The 16060-nt window shown below is 69.4% G+C and carries 18 protein-coding genes; 8 read left to right on the top strand and 10 right to left on the bottom strand.

Annotated elements, in window-relative coordinates; all coding sequences use genetic code 11:
- Nucleotides 1-70: 70 nt before the first annotated feature.
- A complete protein-coding gene (locus ACV7GQ_RS14525; RefSeq protein WP_470310936.1) occupies nucleotides 71-943 on the bottom strand; it encodes a DUF5995 family protein in 873 nt (290 codons plus the stop codon).
- Between the two features lie 149 nt (nucleotides 944-1092).
- Here ACV7GQ_RS14525 and ACV7GQ_RS14520 point away from each other — a divergent pair, with 149 nt between their 5' ends.
- A complete protein-coding gene (locus tag ACV7GQ_RS14520) occupies nucleotides 1093-1632 on the top strand; it encodes a hypothetical protein (RefSeq protein WP_470310935.1) in 540 nt (179 codons plus the stop codon).
- Between the two features lie 129 nt (nucleotides 1633-1761).
- Entirely contained in the window at nucleotides 1762-3579 is a 1818-nt protein-coding gene (locus ACV7GQ_RS14515; RefSeq protein ID WP_470313171.1) for an outer membrane protein assembly factor BamB family protein, read from the top strand.
- A 1-nt stretch (nucleotide 3580) separates the two neighbouring features.
- Here the strand turns inward: ACV7GQ_RS14515 and ACV7GQ_RS14510 are convergent, their stop codons facing one another.
- Together ACV7GQ_RS14510 and ACV7GQ_RS14505 are read right to left on the bottom strand one after the other, a co-directional pair.
- Nucleotides 3581-4576, bottom strand: coding sequence for a DUF7972 family membrane protein (locus tag ACV7GQ_RS14510; RefSeq protein WP_470310934.1), 996 nt, complete (start codon nucleotides 4574-4576; stop codon nucleotides 3581-3583).
- 80 nt (nucleotides 4577-4656) lie between these two features.
- Nucleotides 4657-4998 carry a hypothetical protein gene (locus tag ACV7GQ_RS14505; RefSeq protein WP_470310933.1) on the bottom strand — a complete coding sequence of 114 codons (342 nt, stop codon included), beginning with the start codon at nucleotides 4996-4998 and terminating at the stop codon, nucleotides 4657-4659.
- A 117-nt stretch (nucleotides 4999-5115) separates the two neighbouring features.
- Between ACV7GQ_RS14505 and ACV7GQ_RS14500 the strand changes: the two genes are divergently transcribed.
- Complete coding sequence (locus ACV7GQ_RS14500) at nucleotides 5116-6141, top strand: NADP-dependent oxidoreductase (protein ID WP_470310932.1); 1026 nt, start codon at nucleotides 5116-5118, stop codon at nucleotides 6139-6141.
- Here ACV7GQ_RS14500 and ACV7GQ_RS14495 read toward each other — a convergent pair.
- Nucleotides 6135-6644, bottom strand: coding sequence for a hypothetical protein (locus ACV7GQ_RS14495; RefSeq protein WP_470310931.1), 510 nt, complete (start codon nucleotides 6642-6644; stop codon nucleotides 6135-6137). The genes ACV7GQ_RS14500 and ACV7GQ_RS14495 overlap by 7 nt on opposite strands.
- A gap of 38 nt (nucleotides 6645-6682) precedes the next feature.
- Nucleotides 6683-7744 carry an ATP-binding protein gene (locus tag ACV7GQ_RS14490; protein ID WP_470310930.1) on the bottom strand — a complete coding sequence of 354 codons (1062 nt, stop codon included), beginning with the start codon at nucleotides 7742-7744 and terminating at the stop codon, nucleotides 6683-6685.
- 155 nt (nucleotides 7745-7899) lie between these two features.
- Between ACV7GQ_RS14490 and ACV7GQ_RS14485 the strand changes: the two genes are divergently transcribed.
- The 3 genes from ACV7GQ_RS14485 to ACV7GQ_RS14475 are packed head-to-tail and all read left to right on the top strand — an operon-like array spanning nucleotide 7900 to nucleotide 8488.
- On the top strand, nucleotides 7900-8094 hold the full coding sequence (locus tag ACV7GQ_RS14485) for a cold-shock protein (protein ID WP_166968122.1): 195 nt from the start codon (nucleotides 7900-7902) through the stop codon (nucleotides 8092-8094).
- 2 nt (nucleotides 8095-8096) lie between these two features.
- Entirely contained in the window at nucleotides 8097-8291 is a 195-nt protein-coding gene (locus tag ACV7GQ_RS14480; protein ID WP_250874649.1) for a cold-shock protein, read from the top strand.
- 2 nt (nucleotides 8292-8293) lie between these two features.
- Entirely contained in the window at nucleotides 8294-8488 is a 195-nt protein-coding gene (locus ACV7GQ_RS14475; RefSeq protein WP_162317206.1) for a cold-shock protein, read from the top strand.
- 67 nt (nucleotides 8489-8555) lie between these two features.
- Here ACV7GQ_RS14475 and ACV7GQ_RS14470 read toward each other — a convergent pair whose 3' ends face one another.
- Both ACV7GQ_RS14470 and ACV7GQ_RS14465 read right to left on the bottom strand, forming a co-directional pair.
- On the bottom strand, nucleotides 8556-9299 hold the full coding sequence (locus ACV7GQ_RS14470; RefSeq protein ID WP_470310929.1) for a DUF429 domain-containing protein: 744 nt from the start codon (nucleotides 9297-9299) through the stop codon (nucleotides 8556-8558).
- A gap of 54 nt (nucleotides 9300-9353) precedes the next feature.
- Nucleotides 9354-9515: a hypothetical protein gene (locus ACV7GQ_RS14465; RefSeq protein WP_470310928.1), complete on the bottom strand. Its 162-nt coding sequence runs from the start codon at nucleotides 9513-9515 to the stop codon at nucleotides 9354-9356.
- 75 nt (nucleotides 9516-9590) lie between these two features.
- On the opposite strand from ACV7GQ_RS14465, the gene ACV7GQ_RS14460 reads away from it, so the two are divergent.
- Nucleotides 9591-10325 carry a sugar phosphate nucleotidyltransferase gene (locus ACV7GQ_RS14460; protein WP_470310927.1) on the top strand — a complete coding sequence of 245 codons (735 nt, stop codon included), beginning with the start codon at nucleotides 9591-9593 and terminating at the stop codon, nucleotides 10323-10325.
- A gap of 18 nt (nucleotides 10326-10343) precedes the next feature.
- Here the strand turns inward: ACV7GQ_RS14460 and ACV7GQ_RS14455 are convergent, their stop codons facing one another.
- From ACV7GQ_RS14455 to ACV7GQ_RS14445, 3 genes are read right to left on the bottom strand one after another with little or no spacing between them, the layout of a single operon-like run.
- On the bottom strand, nucleotides 10344-11426 hold the full coding sequence (locus ACV7GQ_RS14455; protein WP_470310926.1) for a sugar ABC transporter permease: 1083 nt from the start codon (nucleotides 11424-11426) through the stop codon (nucleotides 10344-10346).
- The gene (locus ACV7GQ_RS14450) at nucleotides 11426-12388 is read right to left on the bottom strand and encodes a carbohydrate ABC transporter permease (protein WP_470310925.1); all 963 of its coding nucleotides are present in this window, start codon (nucleotides 12386-12388) and stop codon (nucleotides 11426-11428) included. The genes ACV7GQ_RS14455 and ACV7GQ_RS14450 overlap by 1 nt, the downstream gene beginning before the upstream one ends.
- A gap of 12 nt (nucleotides 12389-12400) precedes the next feature.
- Entirely contained in the window at nucleotides 12401-13684 is a 1284-nt protein-coding gene (locus ACV7GQ_RS14445) for an extracellular solute-binding protein (RefSeq protein WP_470310924.1), read from the bottom strand.
- Between the two features lie 295 nt (nucleotides 13685-13979).
- Here ACV7GQ_RS14445 and ACV7GQ_RS14440 point away from each other — a divergent pair, with 295 nt between their 5' ends.
- Complete coding sequence (locus ACV7GQ_RS14440; protein ID WP_470310923.1) at nucleotides 13980-16049, top strand: alpha-amylase family glycosyl hydrolase; 2070 nt, start codon at nucleotides 13980-13982, stop codon at nucleotides 16047-16049.
- Nucleotides 16050-16060: the final 11 nt, after the last annotated feature.

The raw sequence follows: 16060 nt of genomic DNA, 5'->3' as shown, positions 1-16060 counted from the left end.
GTGTCCCAGCCCCTATTCCTATCGGCCGGCTAAGCCGTGAGGGTGGCTCGGAGCGCGACGAGTGGGGTGGTCACTCGCCGTCGCCGGGGGACCGTTCGAGGTCCAGCAAGGAGTCGTGGACGGCGTCGTTCGCCTGCGAGCTCAGGATGAGGTGTGCGGCCCCGGTGGCGGTCACGTCGTTGCACCACAGGGCGAGGCGCCGGCGGATGCGGAACCGGGACGTCATCGCCACGGCCGTCCGCCACGCGCTGTCCCGGCACTCGTCGATGGTGACGACCGTGAGCCACTCGTCGACCCGGCCCAGCGACTCGTCGAGGGTCGCGAGGCCGTCGGCGTCGCGGTCGGCCAGCGTGTGCTGTGCCCCGTCCACGAGGGTGCGGATGACCTCGACGACGGCGTCGTGGTCGGTGCGTCTCCGCGCCCGGTCCGGCCCGGCCCCGACGCCGACGTCGTCGAGCGCCAGAGCGAGGTCGTAGTTGATGTGGGCGTTCACGCCGAGGGCGGCGTCCTGTACGACCAGCGACTGCCCGCGGTCGGCGGCGTCGAACGCCAGCAGCCACGGGGCCGGCAGGGCGGAGAGCGCGCCGCGCTCGTAGTCGTACACCGCCTGCCGGTAGCGGTTCGCGAACGCGACGAGGTACGCCCCCACCCAGTCGGGGTCGGCGAACTCGCCCCGGCGGACGCGCCCGGCGACGGCCGCCGTCATCCGGGCGTAGATGGCGAGAAAGACGGCCCGGCGGTCGGCCCGCGTCTCGAAGGCGGTCTGCAACGCCCGGAGGCGTCGGTGGGCGTCTTCGACGTCCGCGTACGGCGTCTCGACCAGCGACAGGAGCTCGGGGTCGCCCTTGCGGTCGACGGGGCCGGGCCGTCGCTCGCGGACGGCGCGGACCGCGGACCGGACCTGTCTGGTGCGCCGGCCCCCCGCCGGCGTGGTCGGTTCCATACGGCCCTCTCGTCACCGGACGGAATAACCGTTTCCGCGGTCGGCGGCCGCTCGGTAGGGTCTGCGAACGTCTCCGGACCGCTCGGTCGCAGAATCCGGGGCCGGTTAGCCGGCGAATAAGCAACCCTTGCCGGGGGGTACGACGGGGCATGAGAGATCCGCAGTCGGGCGTAGAACGGTCGCAGCGAGCGAGCGCGGCGGTCGTCACGGCCGGCGTGGCCCTCGGCGTCCTCGTCCTCGCCGTCGGCGGGATGGTCGCCCTCGGCGTCGGCCCGTTCGCCGGCGGTGGCGACGCGCCGGGACAGACGACGCCGTCCGCCTCGAACGGCGGTGGCGAGGCCCCGCCGGAGGACCACGTGCGCCCGTTCACTATCGACATCCGCAACATCGAACAGTGCGGGGAGACCTGCCGTGACGTGACCGTCTCCATCACGAACAACGGCGGGAACGCGCGGGAGAACGTCACGGTCACGACGACCATCTACTCGGGCAACGACTCCGTCTGGCAGGGCGAGGCGTCGCTGGGGGCGCTCGCCTCCGATGAGACGCGCACCCGGACCAGGCGCATCGACGTCGGGCTGGTCGGCGGCGCGAAGATAAAGCAGAACGACGGACAGGTGACCATCGAGACGGTGGTCCACTGGAACGGCGGGTCGGCGACGTTCAGCGAACGGCGCGACGTGACCTGACCCGTCTCGGCCGACCGACGACGACGGCGCTCGGGGGCCCGCTGACGCGCCCCCTTAAGCCCTGATTAATCGTACTGCAGGAGACATATCTGATTCATAGGAAAAGGTGGAGGTGCCCTGGTGTTCACTATGCAACACCTCAGTAGACGGAGCGTTCTCACCGCTCTCGGCCTCGCGGCGGGCGGGGTCGCGGCGGGCGACGCGGTCTACGCCGCCGCCCAGTCTTCGTCCTCGTCGGTCCCCTCCTCCCAACTCCAGTACGACGCGGCCAAGACCGGATACACGGACGCCGCCGCGCCGTCGACGAACCTCCGGTCGGCGTGGCGGTTCCGGCGCACCGGCGCGTCGGGGTGCGCCTCCGCGCCCGCCGTCGCCGACGGGACCCTGTACGTCGTCTCGAACGACGCGGGCGACGGCATCGTCCACGCGGTGGACGCGGACGGGACCGAACGGTGGCGCACGGAGACGGACGTGGCGCAGTGCTCACCGGCGATAGCCGACGGACAGGTGTTCGTCTGGGGTCGCGCGGGGACGCTGGCGGCGCTGGACGCCGCGACCGGCGAGCAACGGTGGTCGCTCGGCGACACCGGCAGCCAGTACGAGGCGTCGCCGACGGTCGCCGACGGCACCGTCTACCTCCCCAACCCGACCCGGGACGGCGAGTTCGCCGCGTTGGACACGGCGGACGGCACCGAGCGGTGGTCGTTCCGGCCGGTTCTGCCGGGCAGTCCGATGTCGATGACCTCGGCGGCCGTCGCCGACGGCGTCGCGTACTTCGCCGTGGGGACGGACGCCGGCGTCGGCGAACTGTACGCCGTCGACGCCGCGAGCGGCGAACGGCAGTGGGGCGCGGGCTTCCCCCGCGAGGGCCGCTACACCGGCAACATCGCGACGCCGACCGTCGCCGGGGGGCAGGTCTATTTCGCCACCAACAACGCCCTCTTCGCCTTCGCACTCGACGGCGCCGAGCAGTGGCGGACCGCCATCGACGGCTTCACGCCCCGGTACTTCACCGAGCAGTCGCCCGCCGTCGCGGACGGCACCGTCTACTTCCCGGACGGCGACGGCCTGTCGGCGTTCGACGCGGCCTCGGGCGAACGGGAGTGGACGTTCGACGCGCCGGAGGTGACCGTCAGCAGTTCGCCGTCGGTCGCTGGCGACACCGTCTACGTCGGGACCGAGCGAGCGGGCGTGTACGCGCTGGACGCCGCCAGCGGCGACCCCGTCGGACAGTACCGCTCCAGCCCCGACGTCCGGGTCGTCGTCCCGCCGGTGGGCGTCGACGGGCGGGTGTACGTCGGCGAGTTCGCCGAGGCGACCGACGCCGCACCGGCGCTCGTCGCACTGGAATCGGGTGCGGAGTCTGCCGCCTCGGCCGAACCCGAGCCGGCCTTCGACGCTCCGGACGAGGTGTTGCGGGGGATGCCGGCGTCCTTCGAGAACCGGTCCGACTCCTTCGGCGACTTCACCGTCGTCGCCGGCGGCGCGACGTTCCGCTGGGACTTCGACGGCGACGGCGAGACGGACGTCCGGACCGACGACGTGACCGAGTCGGCCGAGCACACGTTCGAGGAGAGCGGCCAGCAGACGGTGACGCTCGCCGTCGAGAACGACTACGGGTGGACCGCCTCGATGGGGAAGACGGTCTCCGTCTCCGAGAGCACGTACGAGGGGCCGGTGGCCCGCATCGAGACGGACCCGGCGGACGCGGAGGGCCGGACCTTCGAGACGGGCGCGACGGTGACTCTCGACGCCAGCGCCTCGACGGCCGGGACCAGCGACGTCGCGTCCTACCAGTGGACCGTCAACGGGCACGACGAGCGCTCCGGCGCGGAGACGACCGTCGAACTGGACGGCGTCTGTGGCGACTGGCGCGTCTCGCTGACGGTCACCGACGAGGAGGGCGTCACCGACGAGGCGGCCATCGTCCTGCACGTCGGCGACTGACCTACTCGGCGCGTTCCTCCGGCGGAATGAACGACCCGACGGAGACGGTGTACAGCGTCACCGTCGCCACGCGGAGGATGTAGGCGACGAGGACGGCCAGCGGCGAGAAGACGACGGCGGTGGCGACGCTGGCGACCACCGGGAGCGACACCACGGGCAGCGTCGGCGACCCGCCCGGCCCGGCGTACACCTGCGCGAGGTAGAAGGTGACCAGCAGGGCCGGGACGCCGGTGTAGATGAGTTGCCGGGAGAGCGCGGCGAGGTCCTGCTGGACGGCCAGCGTCTTGAAGAACTGCCGGATGGTGGCGATGCCCTTGAGCAGCTCGAGGATGTCGTCGAGCGCCCGTGCGGCCGCCTCGGGGAGTTGCTCGCCCGCGCCGCGCTGGAGCGCCCGCACGTCGTCCATGAGGTCCGCGTACTCGGTGCCGAAGGTGAGCGCGAGCACCTCGAACGTGCTATCCGACTCCTCGCCCGATTCGAGGTGGGCGGCGTAGCTCACGAGGTCCGTCGCGAGCGTCTGGGCGGTGTCGCGGTGGGCCTCGCTCAGGTCGTCCGCACGCTCGACCTGCCGTTCGAGCTCGGCCGCCCGCTCCTCGAGGGTGCGGGCGACCAGCGAGAGGAACGAGCCGGGGTCGTTCGGGCTCGCGTCGACGCCGGCGATGTCCTCGACGGAGCGCCGGAAGTCGAGGTTCCCCTCCAGTCGGTCGGTGAGGTCGGCCGGCGCGCCGAACACCCGCGAGAGGATGAGCTGGTTGATCGAGAGCGTGACGGTGACGATGGTCGCCAGCGCGCCGAGCATCCCGCTGGACAGCACGGACGCGAACGTACTGCCCGGACCGACGTAGACGACGCCGGCGGCTATCAGGCCCCCCGTCAGTCCGACCAGCGCGAGGAGCGCGACGGCCGCCAACACCGTCCTGCTCCCGGTCAACAGTACCCAGCGCTTGGCCGGGAGGTCGGTCGGTCCCGACCAGCCGGACCGTTCGGTCTCGGACATGCAACTGCGTCGTCGGTTCAGATGCCAGCACAATAAGTGGCGGTTGCGGCGACGTCGGGCCGCGGTCGCGGACGCGGTGCTTACTCGGCGTTCTCGTCGCTCTCGACGTCGATGTGGTGGGCCTCCTGCTCGGAGCGCTCGTCGCCGCCCAGCAGCTTCGAGCGCACGTCGTCGGCCAGCGACTCCACCTGATTGCGGAGGGTGCCGACCTCCTGCTCGAACTCCGACACCGACCGCTCGACGTAGTGGACCCGCTCGCGCGGGATCCGACGGACGACGTCGCGGTCGGCGTCCTCGTCGGTCTTGAGTATCCAGTGGTCCTGGAAGTAGGCGATGTGTTCGTTCTGGACGGTCCGTTCGACGGTGTCGTCGTCGGGTGTCTCGTACACTATCGTCGCCGTGCCGAGATCGTCGTCGACCATGTGTGGGGCGTGGAGTCGGCGTCGGTTATGTCCTGTGGCTACCGACGAATAAACTTTCAACCGGTGGTTGTTTCTTCTTTCGAAGGCCCCTTGCTGCCGTCGGGTGTACACCGTGCGATGCCAGAGACGAACCGCGTCTATCGGCTGGCGCACCGCCCCGAGGGAACACCGACCCACGACGCCTTCGAACTCGCCGAGGAGCCCGTCCCGGACCCCGGCCCGGGCGAGGCGCTCGTCCGCACGCTGTACCTCTCCGTCGACCCGTACATGCGCGACCGGATGCGCGCCGGCGAGTCCTACGCCGAACCGTGGGGCGTGGGCGACGCGCTCCGCGGGGCCGTCGTCGGCGAGGTCGTCGCGTCCAACGGCGCCGGCGTCGAGGCCGGCGACGTGGTCACCGGGGAGTTCGAGTGGGCCGACTACGCCACCGCGCCGGGGACGGCACTGACACCCGTCGACCCCGACGTCGCGCCGCTGTCGACCCGGCTGGGCGTCCTCGGGATGCCCGGCCTGACGGCCTACTTCGGGACGCGCGAGGTGGCCCAGCCGTCGGCCGGCGAGACGTTCGTCGTCACCGGCGCGGCGGGCGCCGTCGGGTCGGTCGCCGGCCAGCTCGCCAAACTCCAGGGCGCCCGCGTCGTCGGCTTCGCCGGCTCCGACGAGAAGGTCGCGTTCGTCGAGGACGAACTGGGCTTCGACGCCTGCATCAACTACCGGACGACCGACGACTACCGGGCGGCGCTGGACGAGGCCGCACCGGGCGGCGTCGACGCCTACTTCGACAACGTCGGCGGCGAGATAACCGACGCCGTGTTCACGCGCCTGAACGTCGACGCGTCCGTCGCCGTCTGCGGGCAGATATCGATGTACAACGACGAGGAGGTGCCCGTCGGTCCCCGCAAACTCGGGCAGCTCATCCAGACGCGGGCCAGCGTCGAGGGGTTCCTCGTGAGCGACTTCGAACCCCGGTTCGAGCAGGCGGCCGAACAGCTCGGGCGCTGGGTCGGCGCGGGCGACGTCGCCTACCGCGAGACCGTCACCGAGGGCCTCGAGAACGCCCCGGACGCCTTCCTCGGCCTGTTCGAGGGCGAGAACATCGGGAAGCAGCTCGTGCAGGTCGCCGAGCGCGACGGCGGTCAGTAGTCGGCGACGGCGGCGACGATGCCCGCCGTCTGACCGACGTTGGTCAGCGTCAGTCCCGCGACGACGAACACGGAGACGGGCGCGAGGACGCCGACGGTGTACGCGACGGCACCGCCGACGCTCAGTGCCGCCCCGACGGTGTAGGCCCGCGGGTGCCGGTCGACGTGTACGCCCGTGTACGCGAGGCCGGCCGCCGGGACGAGCATCCACCCGACGACGGTCGCGGTGAGGAGCGGGTCCAGCGGCGGGTCGGCGAGCAGGCCGGCGGTCCCGGCGAGCGTGACCGCCAGTCCGACGAGCAGGACGCGGCGCCACGCCAGCAGCACCCCGTCGGTCATCTCGCGCCACGAGAGGACGGTGAAGAGGGCGATGACGGCGTCCATGACGAGGTGTGCGACGAGGACGGTCCGAACCGCCAGCAGGTCGAGATGGGCCGCGGTGGCGAAGGTCCACGCCAACGGTACCAACACGACGGGGCCGTTCTCCCGCAGTCGACGGAGCATACCCCGACTCTCGACGGGGACCCACAAGAACGGTGTGTCTACGCGGGGCGGGGCAGGTCGACGACGAAGTGGGCGCCCCCGCGCTCGTCGGCCACCCGGATGTCGCCGTCGAACCGTTCGACCAGCGTCTCGACGAGGTGGAGGCCGCCCCCGTGCGTGTCTCCCGCGCGTGCGTCGAAGATGCTCCCGCGCTCGTCCTCGGGGATACCGGGGCCGTCGTCGACGACGTGGAGCCTGACCGTCTCGTCGCGTCGTTCGACGGTGACCTCGACGGTGGGGTGGCCGTCGTTGTGTTCGATGGCGTTCTCCACGAGGTTCTTCACGACCGGCCGGACAGCCTCGTTCGCGCAGACGGTCGCACGCTCGGGCGTGTCGAGGGTTATCGTCGCGTCGTAGGTGCCCCGGGTTCGCTCGACGACGTCCCCGACGACGCTGACGAGGTCTCGCTGCTGGACGGTCGGCCCCGCCGAGAGCGTCGCCGCGACGGCGCCGGCGTTGTCCACCAGCTGGCTCATCTCTTCGACCTGTTCGCGGATGGCCCGGGCGGCCGCGCGCCTCGACTCGTCCTCGGCGTCCGCCGCCAGCATCGCCGCACGGCCGTCGACGACCGTCAGCCCGTTCGTGATGTCGTGGCGGAGGAGGTCGTTGACGAACGTCAACGTGTGGGTCGCCCGCGCCGCACGGTCGGCGTCCCGGCGCGCCCGTGCCGCGAAGTAGCCGGCCACGGCGCCCGCGACGGCACCGACGTCGGCGGCCAGCAGCATGATGAACTCCGGTTCGGCGACGACCCGGCCCTCGGTCTGCCGGATGAAGATGCTCAAGCCGATGACCACCGAGAACAGCAGGCAGCCGGCCAGACTCCAGACGAACACCGTCCAGATGCGCTCTATCGGAAAGTCCGCACGAACGAGACGGTAACTGCCGTAGACGAGCGTCAGGGGGACCACCCCGTCCAGCGCGAACGCGACGACCGGGCCGCTCACGGGCGTCAAACTAGTCGCCTCGATGGCGAGATGCCACACTGCCGCGATGGCGTACAGCGAGACGCCCAGACCGGCGAGTAGCCACGGGGCCGCCCGGTACACCCCCCTCCGTTCCATATCCGCTATAATTTCAGCATTCTTATAATTGTTGTGAAGAAGGACTACCGTTCCCCACCGCCATCGGGCACTCCAGCCGGCCAGAACCGCTGTTTCACGCCGTCGGTAGCCGTACCGGAACTGTTATCCGTGGGCCCGGTCACTCTCCGAGTGCAATGGCGAAAGGAACGGTTGATTTCTTCAACGACACTGGCGGTTACGGTTTTATCGAAACTGAGGACGCGGACGAGGACGTTTTCTTCCACATGGAGGACGTTGGCGGTCCGGACCTCGAAGAGGGACAGGAACTCGAGTTCGACATCGAAGAGGCAGACAAGGGTCCACGAGCGACCAACGTAACACGGCTCTAACAATGGCGAAAGGCAAAGTCGACTTCTTCAACGACACGGGCGGGTACGGTTTCATCGACACTGAGGACGCGGACGAGGACGTCTTCTTCCACATGGAGGACGTCGGCGGTCCTGACCTCGAAGAGGGGCAGGAAGTCGAGTTCGACATCGAGCAGGCGGACAAGGGTCCGCGAGCGACCAACGTCACGAGGCTCTAACGATGGCGAAAGGCAAGGTCGACTTCTTCAACGACACGGGCGGATACGGGTTCATCGACACCGAGGACGCGGACGAGGACGTCTTCTTCCACATGGAGGACGTCGGCGGCCCCGACCTCGAAGAGGGACAGGAAGTCGAGTTCGACATCGAGCAGGCGGACAAGGGTCCGCGCGCGACGAACCTCGAACGACTGTAAGACGGTTTCTGTCTTCAGTCAGCACTACACTCGCCGACGAGCGACCGCTCTCGACGGGCCATCGGCATCAGGACTCCGTGAGCGCCGCCGCCGCCCGGTAGACGAGTCCCATCGGCAGGCCCGCCCGGTCCGTCGGTGGGCTCTCCGGTAACGTCCGCAGTCTCCCCTCGCCCGGTCGGGCGGTGTAGGCGAGCACCACGGCGTCGAGGACGTCGGCGACCGTCACGTCGTGGCCGGCGGTGGCCTCGGCGGCGTTCTGGACCAGCGGTGCGGCGTCGCGGTCGTAGTGGACCAGCGTCCGCATCCGCTCGGCGTACCCACCGGCGGTGTCCCGGTCGTACTCGAGCGGTTCGCCGGCGAACGCTCGGAAACACACCTCCGGGTGGCTCTCCCGGACGACGGCGGCGGCCTCGGGCACCTCCCGGAGGAGCTCGTCGCACATCGCGATGCCCTCGCTGGCCTCGAAGGCGGCCTCCGAGAGCGCTTCGCCGCCCTTCCGTTCGTTGACGCGGTTGGCCGTCGAGTACCGCCGCTTGCGGGTCGCCTCCCGCACCGGCGGGTCGAAGACGGCCTCCCTGCGGGGCCCGAGGACCGACCGCGCGAGCGTGTCACACCGCCGGACGGGGTCGCCGGACTCCACGAGGCCGATGGGGACGTCGACCAGCAGCTGGCTGGCAGTGTCCTCGTAGCGGCCCCAGCAGTCCCCGATGCCCTCGAACACCGCAGTGTGGTCGTAGCCGTCGGGTCCGAACGCGACGGCCAGCCACGACCCGCCGCTCCAGTGGACGCCGACGTGCAGTTGCCCAGCCATCGGTGGATATCGGTGACGGGGGCACAAAGGTCTGACCCGCTCGTGTCGGGTGGGTCACTCATCCGACCCGACGAACACCGTCCGCAGGCGCGCCCCGCAGTGGGGACAGCACAGGGTCTGCCACCCGTCCAGGTCGCCGACGGTCCCGGACACGTCGGCCTCGGTGCGGGCGACCGTCCGCCCGCAGGTATCGCAGTCGAACCGGTCGTCGGTCATCGGGCCGACTAGGCCGTCGGCGGTGAAAAGCGACCCGCCGAGAGGCTTTTTCCCGTCGCACCCGACCGGTCACCCATGGACGGCGTGGTACTGGCCGCCGGCGAGGGGACCCGGATGCGTCCGCTGACCGCCGACCGGCCGAAGGGACTCGTCGAGGTCGCCGGTCGCCCACTGCTCTCACACGCCTTCGACGCGCTCCTGTCGGTCGGCGTCGACCGGGTGGTCGTCGTCGTCGGCTACCGCGGCGCGGATATCGTCGCCCGCTACGACAACAGCTACCGGGGGACGCCGCTCGAGTACGTCAGACAGGACGACCGACTCGGCACCGCCCACGCGCTGGCGCAGGCGCTTCCGGTCGCCGACCCGCCGCTCGTCGTGCTGAACGGGGACAACGTCTGCCGGGCGAACCTCGAGGCGGTGGTCCGGCGCCACTGCGAGACGGACGCGGCGGCGACCCTGTTGGTCGAACGGGTGTCCCGCGAACAGGCCCGCCGGACCGGCGTCGTCGAGACCGACGCCGCGGGTCGCGTCACCGGCCTCGTCGAGAAACCCGACGACCCGCCGTCGACGCTCGTCACGCGGGGGTTCTACGCCTTCGGCGACGCCGTCGGCCCGGCCATCGACGAGGTCGCACCCTCGGCCCGCGGCGAGTACGAACTGGCCGACGCCGTCGACCTGCTCGTGCGCGCGGACCGGCGCGTCGAGACGGTCGAACTGGAGGGCTGGTGTCGGAACGTCAACGACCCCGCGGACCGGGCGGCGGTGACCGAGCGGTTGCAGTCGCTCGGCGGTACGGAGAACGGCGAGTGAGGTAGTGGTGCGAGAGCCTCAGCCTTCCATCCCGCTGAACGACAGACCACCCTCGATGTACCGCTGTGCGAAGAGGTACACGAGCATGATGGGCGTCGCGAAGGTGAGCGCGAAGGCGGAGAAGCGCGCCCACGGGATGGAGTACTCGCCGACCAGCGAGTAGAGACCGACCGGCAGGGTGTAGTTCTCCGTGCCCAGCAGCGTCTGGGCGACGACGAACTCGGTCCACCCGGTCAGGAAGATGAAGATGAACACCGTCGCCAGTCCGGCGGCGGACATCGGGAGGATGACCTCCGTGACCACGCGCCACGGCGGCGCGCCGTCGACGACGGCGGCCTCCTCGTAGGAGACGGGGATGCCGTCCATGTACGTCTTCAGCAGCCACGTGTTGAACGGCACGGCCGTCGCGGCGTAGTACACCGCCAGGGCCAGTTTGCTGTTGTTGATGCCGAACTGCACGTAGATGGCGTACATCCCGATGAGCAGGGCGACGCCGAGACCGCCGCCGACCTGCGTCATCAGCACGTAGAGGAACAGCACCTTCCGGCGGAGCAGGAACTCCTGCCGGGAGAGCGCGTACGACGCCGGGATGATGAGCGACATCGCGATGAGCACCGTCGGGATGGCGACGGTGACGCTGTTCCAGAGGAACTTCTTGAAGTCCGACGGGCGCTCGATGCCGTAGTTGGCGGCGTCGAGTATCGTCACCTGGGGCGTGTTGAACACGACCGCGAGGTCCGTCAACGGGATGCTGAGCGAGATGGCGTACCCCGGCACGATGAGGTCGCCGACGACCCAGATGAACGGTTGCAGCGTCGGATTCGACGGGATCAGCGTGAAGCTCTCGGAGGTGTACAGCGACGCGCCGCTGCCCGACAGCGCCGCCATCAGAATCCAGTAGATGGGGAACAGGAGCGCGAGCACCATCAGCGTCGCGAGCACCGTCGAGACGGCGACCTTCACGACCTCCGAGGCCGGCACCTCGCCGCGCTGGACGGCCTCGGCGGTGTACTTCCAGTTCCGAAGCGTGTCGGCGGGCGTGGTCGCGATGTTCTTCGCGTCCTGCGAGAGCTTCCGCCCGATGTTGGCGAGCAGTCCCATCAGTCGTTCACCCCGTCAGCCAGCCGTCCCTTCTTGACGTTGAGCCACATGAACGCACCGATGAAGACGAGTGCGACGATGCTGATTGCGGCCCCGCGACCGTACTCCTGGAACTGGAGCGCTTCTCGGTAGCCGTAGACGACGAGCAGTTCGTTCGCGCGTGCGGGTCCGCCCTCGTTGAACACGAAGGGGATGAGGAACTGCTGGAACGACGCGGCGGAGGTCAGGATGGTCGCGAACAGCACCGGTCGCTTGATAGAGGGGAGCGTGACGTGGAGGAACCGGGAGACGAAGCCGGCACCGTCGACGACGGCGGCCTCGTGGAGCTCCTCGGAGACGTCCTGCAGCGCGCTCACGGTGATGATGACCATGAACGGGTAGGCGAGCCACGCCTCCGTGATGTTGTACGCCATGAACGCGGTCCAGCGGCCCGAGAGCCACGCGACCGGTTCGAAGCCGAACCCGGTGAGGAACTGGTTCATCAACCCGAACTGCGCGGAGCTGAAGATGCCGCGCCACACCGTGATGGTGAAGATGGCCGGCAGGCCCATCGGGAAGATGATGAACGAGCGCAGGAACCGCTTCCCGCGAACGAGGTCGCTGGTGACCACCAGCGCGATGGAGATGCTGGTGAGGATCTTCAGCAGCACGCTCGTGGCGACGAACAGCCACGTGACCCCGAAGGAGTTCCAGAACTGCGGGTCGGTCAACACGTCGGCGTAGTTCCGGAGGCCGACGTAGGTGGCGTCGCCGAACGTGAGGATGGAGACGACGCCCTCGCCGGCGAAGAGGTTCGCCGGTTCGGCGTTGGTGAAGGAGATCCCCACGAGGTAGACGACCGGGAACAGCATGAACGCCGAGAAGATGAACAGGCCGGGGAGCACCAGCAGGAGCGATGCGTCTCCGCGGCTGAGGAACGGCACCTTCTCGACGCGGTTCGCGACGCGTGTTGCCGTACTCATGTTGGTCCGGGCTTACTCCCAGTTGCTGCGAATCTGCTCGGCGGCGTTGTCGAGCGCCGCCTGGGGCGTCTTGTCGCCGTTGAACGCCTGGGTGAGTGCGGTGCCGACCGGCCCCCAGACGTCGCTCATGCGGGGGGCGCTGGGCATCGGGACGCCCTGGCCGGCGGACTCGGAGTACGCCTGCACCTCCGCGGGCAGGTCGCTGCTGCCGACGAGGCTGTCGAGGACCGGAATCGCGCCCTGGTCGTTGGCCAGACCGAGGAGGTGGTCCTCGTTGGTGACGAACCACTCGGCGAACTGGCGACCGGCCTTCGCGTCGGCGCCGCCGTCGGCCATCGGCTTGGCGAAGTACCAGACGGAGATGCCCGTGTAGGGGCTCGGCGTCCCGTCGCTCATCTCGGGGAAGCTGAAGACCTCGTAGTTGATGTCGTTGCTGTTGAGGCCGGACAGCGACCACGGCCCGTTGATGGTGAACGCGGCGTTGCCCTCGGCGAAGGCGGCGGCCTGCGGTTCGTAGCTCGGGTCGTTGGGCATGTACGGGCGCAGGTTCTCAAGCGCGAACTCGAGGCCGCGAACGGTCTCCTCCTTGTTGACGCCGAGCGGTTCCTCGGCGCTCGGGTCGAAGTAGTAGCCGCCGAAGGCCTGGAGCCACGCACTCGCGAAGTACGGGTCGAAGGGGTAGCCCAGCCCGTACTGACCGTTGTCGGGGTCGTGGTGCTCCTCCATCATGGTGACCATCTCGTCGACGGACTCCGGGATGGAGTCGACGACGTCCATGTTGGCGATGGGCGTCACCGTCTCGGCGCCGTACGGGAGGCCGACGAGGTTACCCTTGTACTGGACGGCGCTACGGGCCGTCTCGGTGAACTGGTCGAGGCTGACCGACACCTGGTCGCTCTGGTCGACGACGAACCCCTGCTCGTAGGAGTTGCCGGCCCAGTCGTGTGCCCAGTCGAATATCTGCGGCCCCTCGCCGGCTGGGATGGCGCTGGACGTCTTCTTCTTCAGGTCGGAGATGTCCGCGCCTTCGACGGTGTGGCGGCTCTCACCGTTGAACGCGCTGATGATCTCCTCCCGGCTCGCGAGCTCGCTCTCGGCCAGCGAGTACCAGGCCGTCGCCGTCCCGGCGGGGCCCTGACTCTCCGTTCCGCTGCTGCCGTCGGAACTGCCGCCCGACTCCCCGTCGGAGCCCGAGCTCCCGTCGCCAGTGTCTTCCTGCACGCTACAGCCGGCGAGCGCCGCCGCGGCACCGACGCCACCGATGTGCTTGATCAGCGTTCTGCGGTCCATTGTCATGGATGGATAATGGATGAAATAGTCTTTCACAACTTAAATCATTCGGATAGTCACGAATGTTCATCATACACCTAGCAGTTGCAGTCGCTCGTCGAGGTGGTGAAAAACGAGGCCCGCGGCCGCCGACGTGCCCGCCGTGCTAGCCGTTCGCATCTACGTCTCCCCTCCATATACAAAAATACTACGAAATTATACCTCACGTCTAGGCCGGTCGGGTTGAACGATTGGTCGACGACTCACCGAGACGTCGAAACCAAAGGCAACAGTCAAATACCGAGGTGGCAAGCCATGCCGTATGCACCACCCCGGTCCGCCGCGGTTCTGTACGGTCGGCGAGTCGGTCGAACTGGCACCGCGCCGTCCAGACCCGGCCGCGACGTTCAGATGGCGACTCGCCGACGCGCCCGCAGACAGCTCCGTCTCGCTGGACGACGGGCCGGTCGTCCACCTCGAACCGGACGTGGCCGGCACGTATCGCGCCGAACTGGACGCGCCGGACGGCACGCACACGCAGACGGTCCGAGCCTTCCCGGCTACCGCGCGCGAGACGGTCCGGTTCAGCGTCACCGCCGACGACGTCGTGGAGGGCGACCCCGACGACGTCCCGGACGCCGAGGACTGCGTCGTCATGGGCCGGTTCAACGACTTCACCATGGGCACCCACTGGGCCACCGAGGAGCGCGACGGCGAGTGGGTCTTCGAGACGGACCTCCCGCCGGGTACCCACAGCGTCATCTTCGCGTTCGACGGCGAGTTCGACCCGTTCGCCGACGACGAGGCGACCGTCGAGGGGGCGGGCCGACCCCGCGTCGAACTGCAGGGCCGTGTCGAGGGCGACACCGTCGTCGTCACCGCCGACGCACGCGCGGCCCCGGACGGAAGCGACCCCGACGTGGAGTTCCACCTCGACGACCGGGACGCCCTCGCCGCGGCCGACGTGACCGTCGACGGCGACGAACTGCGCGCGCCCGTCGACTCGCTCCCGGTCCTCTCGCGGGTCCACGCCGTCGCCGTGGCGGAACAGCACAGCATCGCCGACACGCTGACCCTCCACGCGGGCGAGGACGTGGCCTTCGAGCGACCCGCCGACGCCCCCGAGTGGGCGAGCGACGCCACCATCTACGAGATATTCGTCCGCGAGTTCGTCGGCGACGTCGCCGAGACGTCCTTCGCGGAGATCGAACGCCGCGTGCCCTACATCGAGTCGCTGGGCGTCGACGTGGTGTGGTTCACGCCCGTCGTCCAGAGCCCCACGCGGCACGGCTACCACATCACCGACTTGTTCGACACCGCGACGGACCTCGGCACGCGCGAGGAGTTCGCGTCGCTGGTCGACGCGCTCCACGACGCGGGCATCCGTGTCGTCTTCGACCTGGTCATCAACCACACCTCGCGGGACCACCCGTACTTCCAGTTCCACCGTTCGGGCGTCCCCGGCTACGAGGACTACTACGAGCGGGTCCCCGAGTCCCAGAACGTCACCGGCGTCGACTGGGCCGGCGACGACGCGGCGGGCCTGTACTTCAACTGGACGAAGATACCCAACGTGAACTACGACTCGCTCGACGTCCGGCGCTGGCTGCTCGACGTGGTCGACGAGTGGGCCGGCGAGGTCGACGGCTTCCGCTGTGACGTGGCGTGGGGGGTTCCCCACGGCTTCTGGAAGGAGGTCCGCGAGCGACTGAAAGCCGAGGATTCGGAGTTCCTCCTGCTAGACGAGACGGTGCCCCGAGACCCGAGTTTCCGCGAGAACGAGTTCGACGTCCACTACGACACGGACTTCTACTTCACGCTCCGCGACGTCGGAAAGGGGGAGGAACCGGCGACGGCGCTGTTCGACGCCCTCGAACTGTCGCCGCGGCGGGGCTACCCCGACCGGTCGGTCCACATGCGCTACGTCGAGAACCACGACGAGGACCGCTACCGCGACGACTGCGGCGAGGCGCCCCTGCGGGCCGCCGTCGGAGCGACGTTCACCGTCCCCGGCGCGCCGATGATATACTACGGGCAGGAACGCGGCGTCGAGGACCAGCGCGGGACGATGTGCTGGCACGACGGCGACGCCGACCTGACGGACTTCCACCGCCGACTGGTCGCGCTCAGGCAGGCCCACGCCGCCCTGCGGGCCCCCGGTGTCGACCCGGCCGAGTGGGACGTCGTCGCCGGCGACCCGGACAGCGTCGTCGCCTACACCCGCTCGGACGGCGACGAGACGCTGGCCGTCCTGCTGAACTTCGGGAGCGAGGCCGCGACGGTGGCGCTGGACGCCGACGTGACCGGCCACGACCTGCTCTCGGAGACGGACGTGGCGACCGGCGACGGCCTGCGGGTGGCCGACGTGGTCGTGACGCCGGTCGAGACGTAGCGGGCCGCTCT

The sequence above is a fragment of the Haloarcula sp. MBLA0163 genome, assembly GCF_055632435.1.
The sequence above is the reverse complement of the archived record's forward strand: the minus strand, read 5'-3'. Positions and strand labels throughout refer to the sequence as shown.

What these genes read in the sequence shown, in the direction of transcription:
- ACV7GQ_RS14525 (WP_470310936.1), bottom strand. Translation starts at nt 943, where the DNA reads ATGGAACCGACCACGCCGGCGGGGGGCCGGCGCACCAGACAGGTCCGG.
- ACV7GQ_RS14520 (WP_470310935.1), top strand. Translation starts at nt 1,093, where the DNA reads ATGAGAGATCCGCAGTCGGGCGTAGAACGGTCGCAGCGAGCGAGCGCG.
- ACV7GQ_RS14515 (WP_470313171.1), top strand. Translation starts at nt 1,762, where the DNA reads ATGCAACACCTCAGTAGACGGAGCGTTCTCACCGCTCTCGGCCTCGCG.
- ACV7GQ_RS14510 (WP_470310934.1), bottom strand. Translation starts at nt 4,576, where the DNA reads ATGTCCGAGACCGAACGGTCCGGCTGGTCGGGACCGACCGACCTCCCG.
- ACV7GQ_RS14505 (WP_470310933.1), bottom strand. Translation starts at nt 4,998, where the DNA reads ATGGTCGACGACGATCTCGGCACGGCGACGATAGTGTACGAGACACCC.
- ACV7GQ_RS14500 (WP_470310932.1), top strand. Translation starts at nt 5,116, where the DNA reads ATGCCAGAGACGAACCGCGTCTATCGGCTGGCGCACCGCCCCGAGGGA.
- ACV7GQ_RS14495 (WP_470310931.1), bottom strand. Translation starts at nt 6,644, where the DNA reads ATGCTCCGTCGACTGCGGGAGAACGGCCCCGTCGTGTTGGTACCGTTG.
- ACV7GQ_RS14490 (WP_470310930.1), bottom strand. Translation starts at nt 7,744, where the DNA reads ATGGAACGGAGGGGGGTGTACCGGGCGGCCCCGTGGCTACTCGCCGGT.
- ACV7GQ_RS14485 (WP_166968122.1), top strand. Translation starts at nt 7,900, where the DNA reads ATGGCGAAAGGAACGGTTGATTTCTTCAACGACACTGGCGGTTACGGT.
- ACV7GQ_RS14480 (WP_250874649.1), top strand. Translation starts at nt 8,097, where the DNA reads ATGGCGAAAGGCAAAGTCGACTTCTTCAACGACACGGGCGGGTACGGT.
- ACV7GQ_RS14475 (WP_162317206.1), top strand. Translation starts at nt 8,294, where the DNA reads ATGGCGAAAGGCAAGGTCGACTTCTTCAACGACACGGGCGGATACGGG.
- ACV7GQ_RS14470 (WP_470310929.1), bottom strand. Translation starts at nt 9,299, where the DNA reads ATGGCTGGGCAACTGCACGTCGGCGTCCACTGGAGCGGCGGGTCGTGG.
- ACV7GQ_RS14465 (WP_470310928.1), bottom strand. Translation starts at nt 9,515, where the DNA reads ATGACCGACGACCGGTTCGACTGCGATACCTGCGGGCGGACGGTCGCC.
- ACV7GQ_RS14460 (WP_470310927.1), top strand. Translation starts at nt 9,591, where the DNA reads ATGGACGGCGTGGTACTGGCCGCCGGCGAGGGGACCCGGATGCGTCCG.
- ACV7GQ_RS14455 (WP_470310926.1), bottom strand. Translation starts at nt 11,426, where the DNA reads ATGGGACTGCTCGCCAACATCGGGCGGAAGCTCTCGCAGGACGCGAAG.
- ACV7GQ_RS14450 (WP_470310925.1), bottom strand. Translation starts at nt 12,388, where the DNA reads ATGAGTACGGCAACACGCGTCGCGAACCGCGTCGAGAAGGTGCCGTTC.
- ACV7GQ_RS14445 (WP_470310924.1), bottom strand. Translation starts at nt 13,684, where the DNA reads ATGACAATGGACCGCAGAACGCTGATCAAGCACATCGGTGGCGTCGGT.
- ACV7GQ_RS14440 (WP_470310923.1), top strand. Translation starts at nt 13,980, where the DNA reads ATGCACCACCCCGGTCCGCCGCGGTTCTGTACGGTCGGCGAGTCGGTC.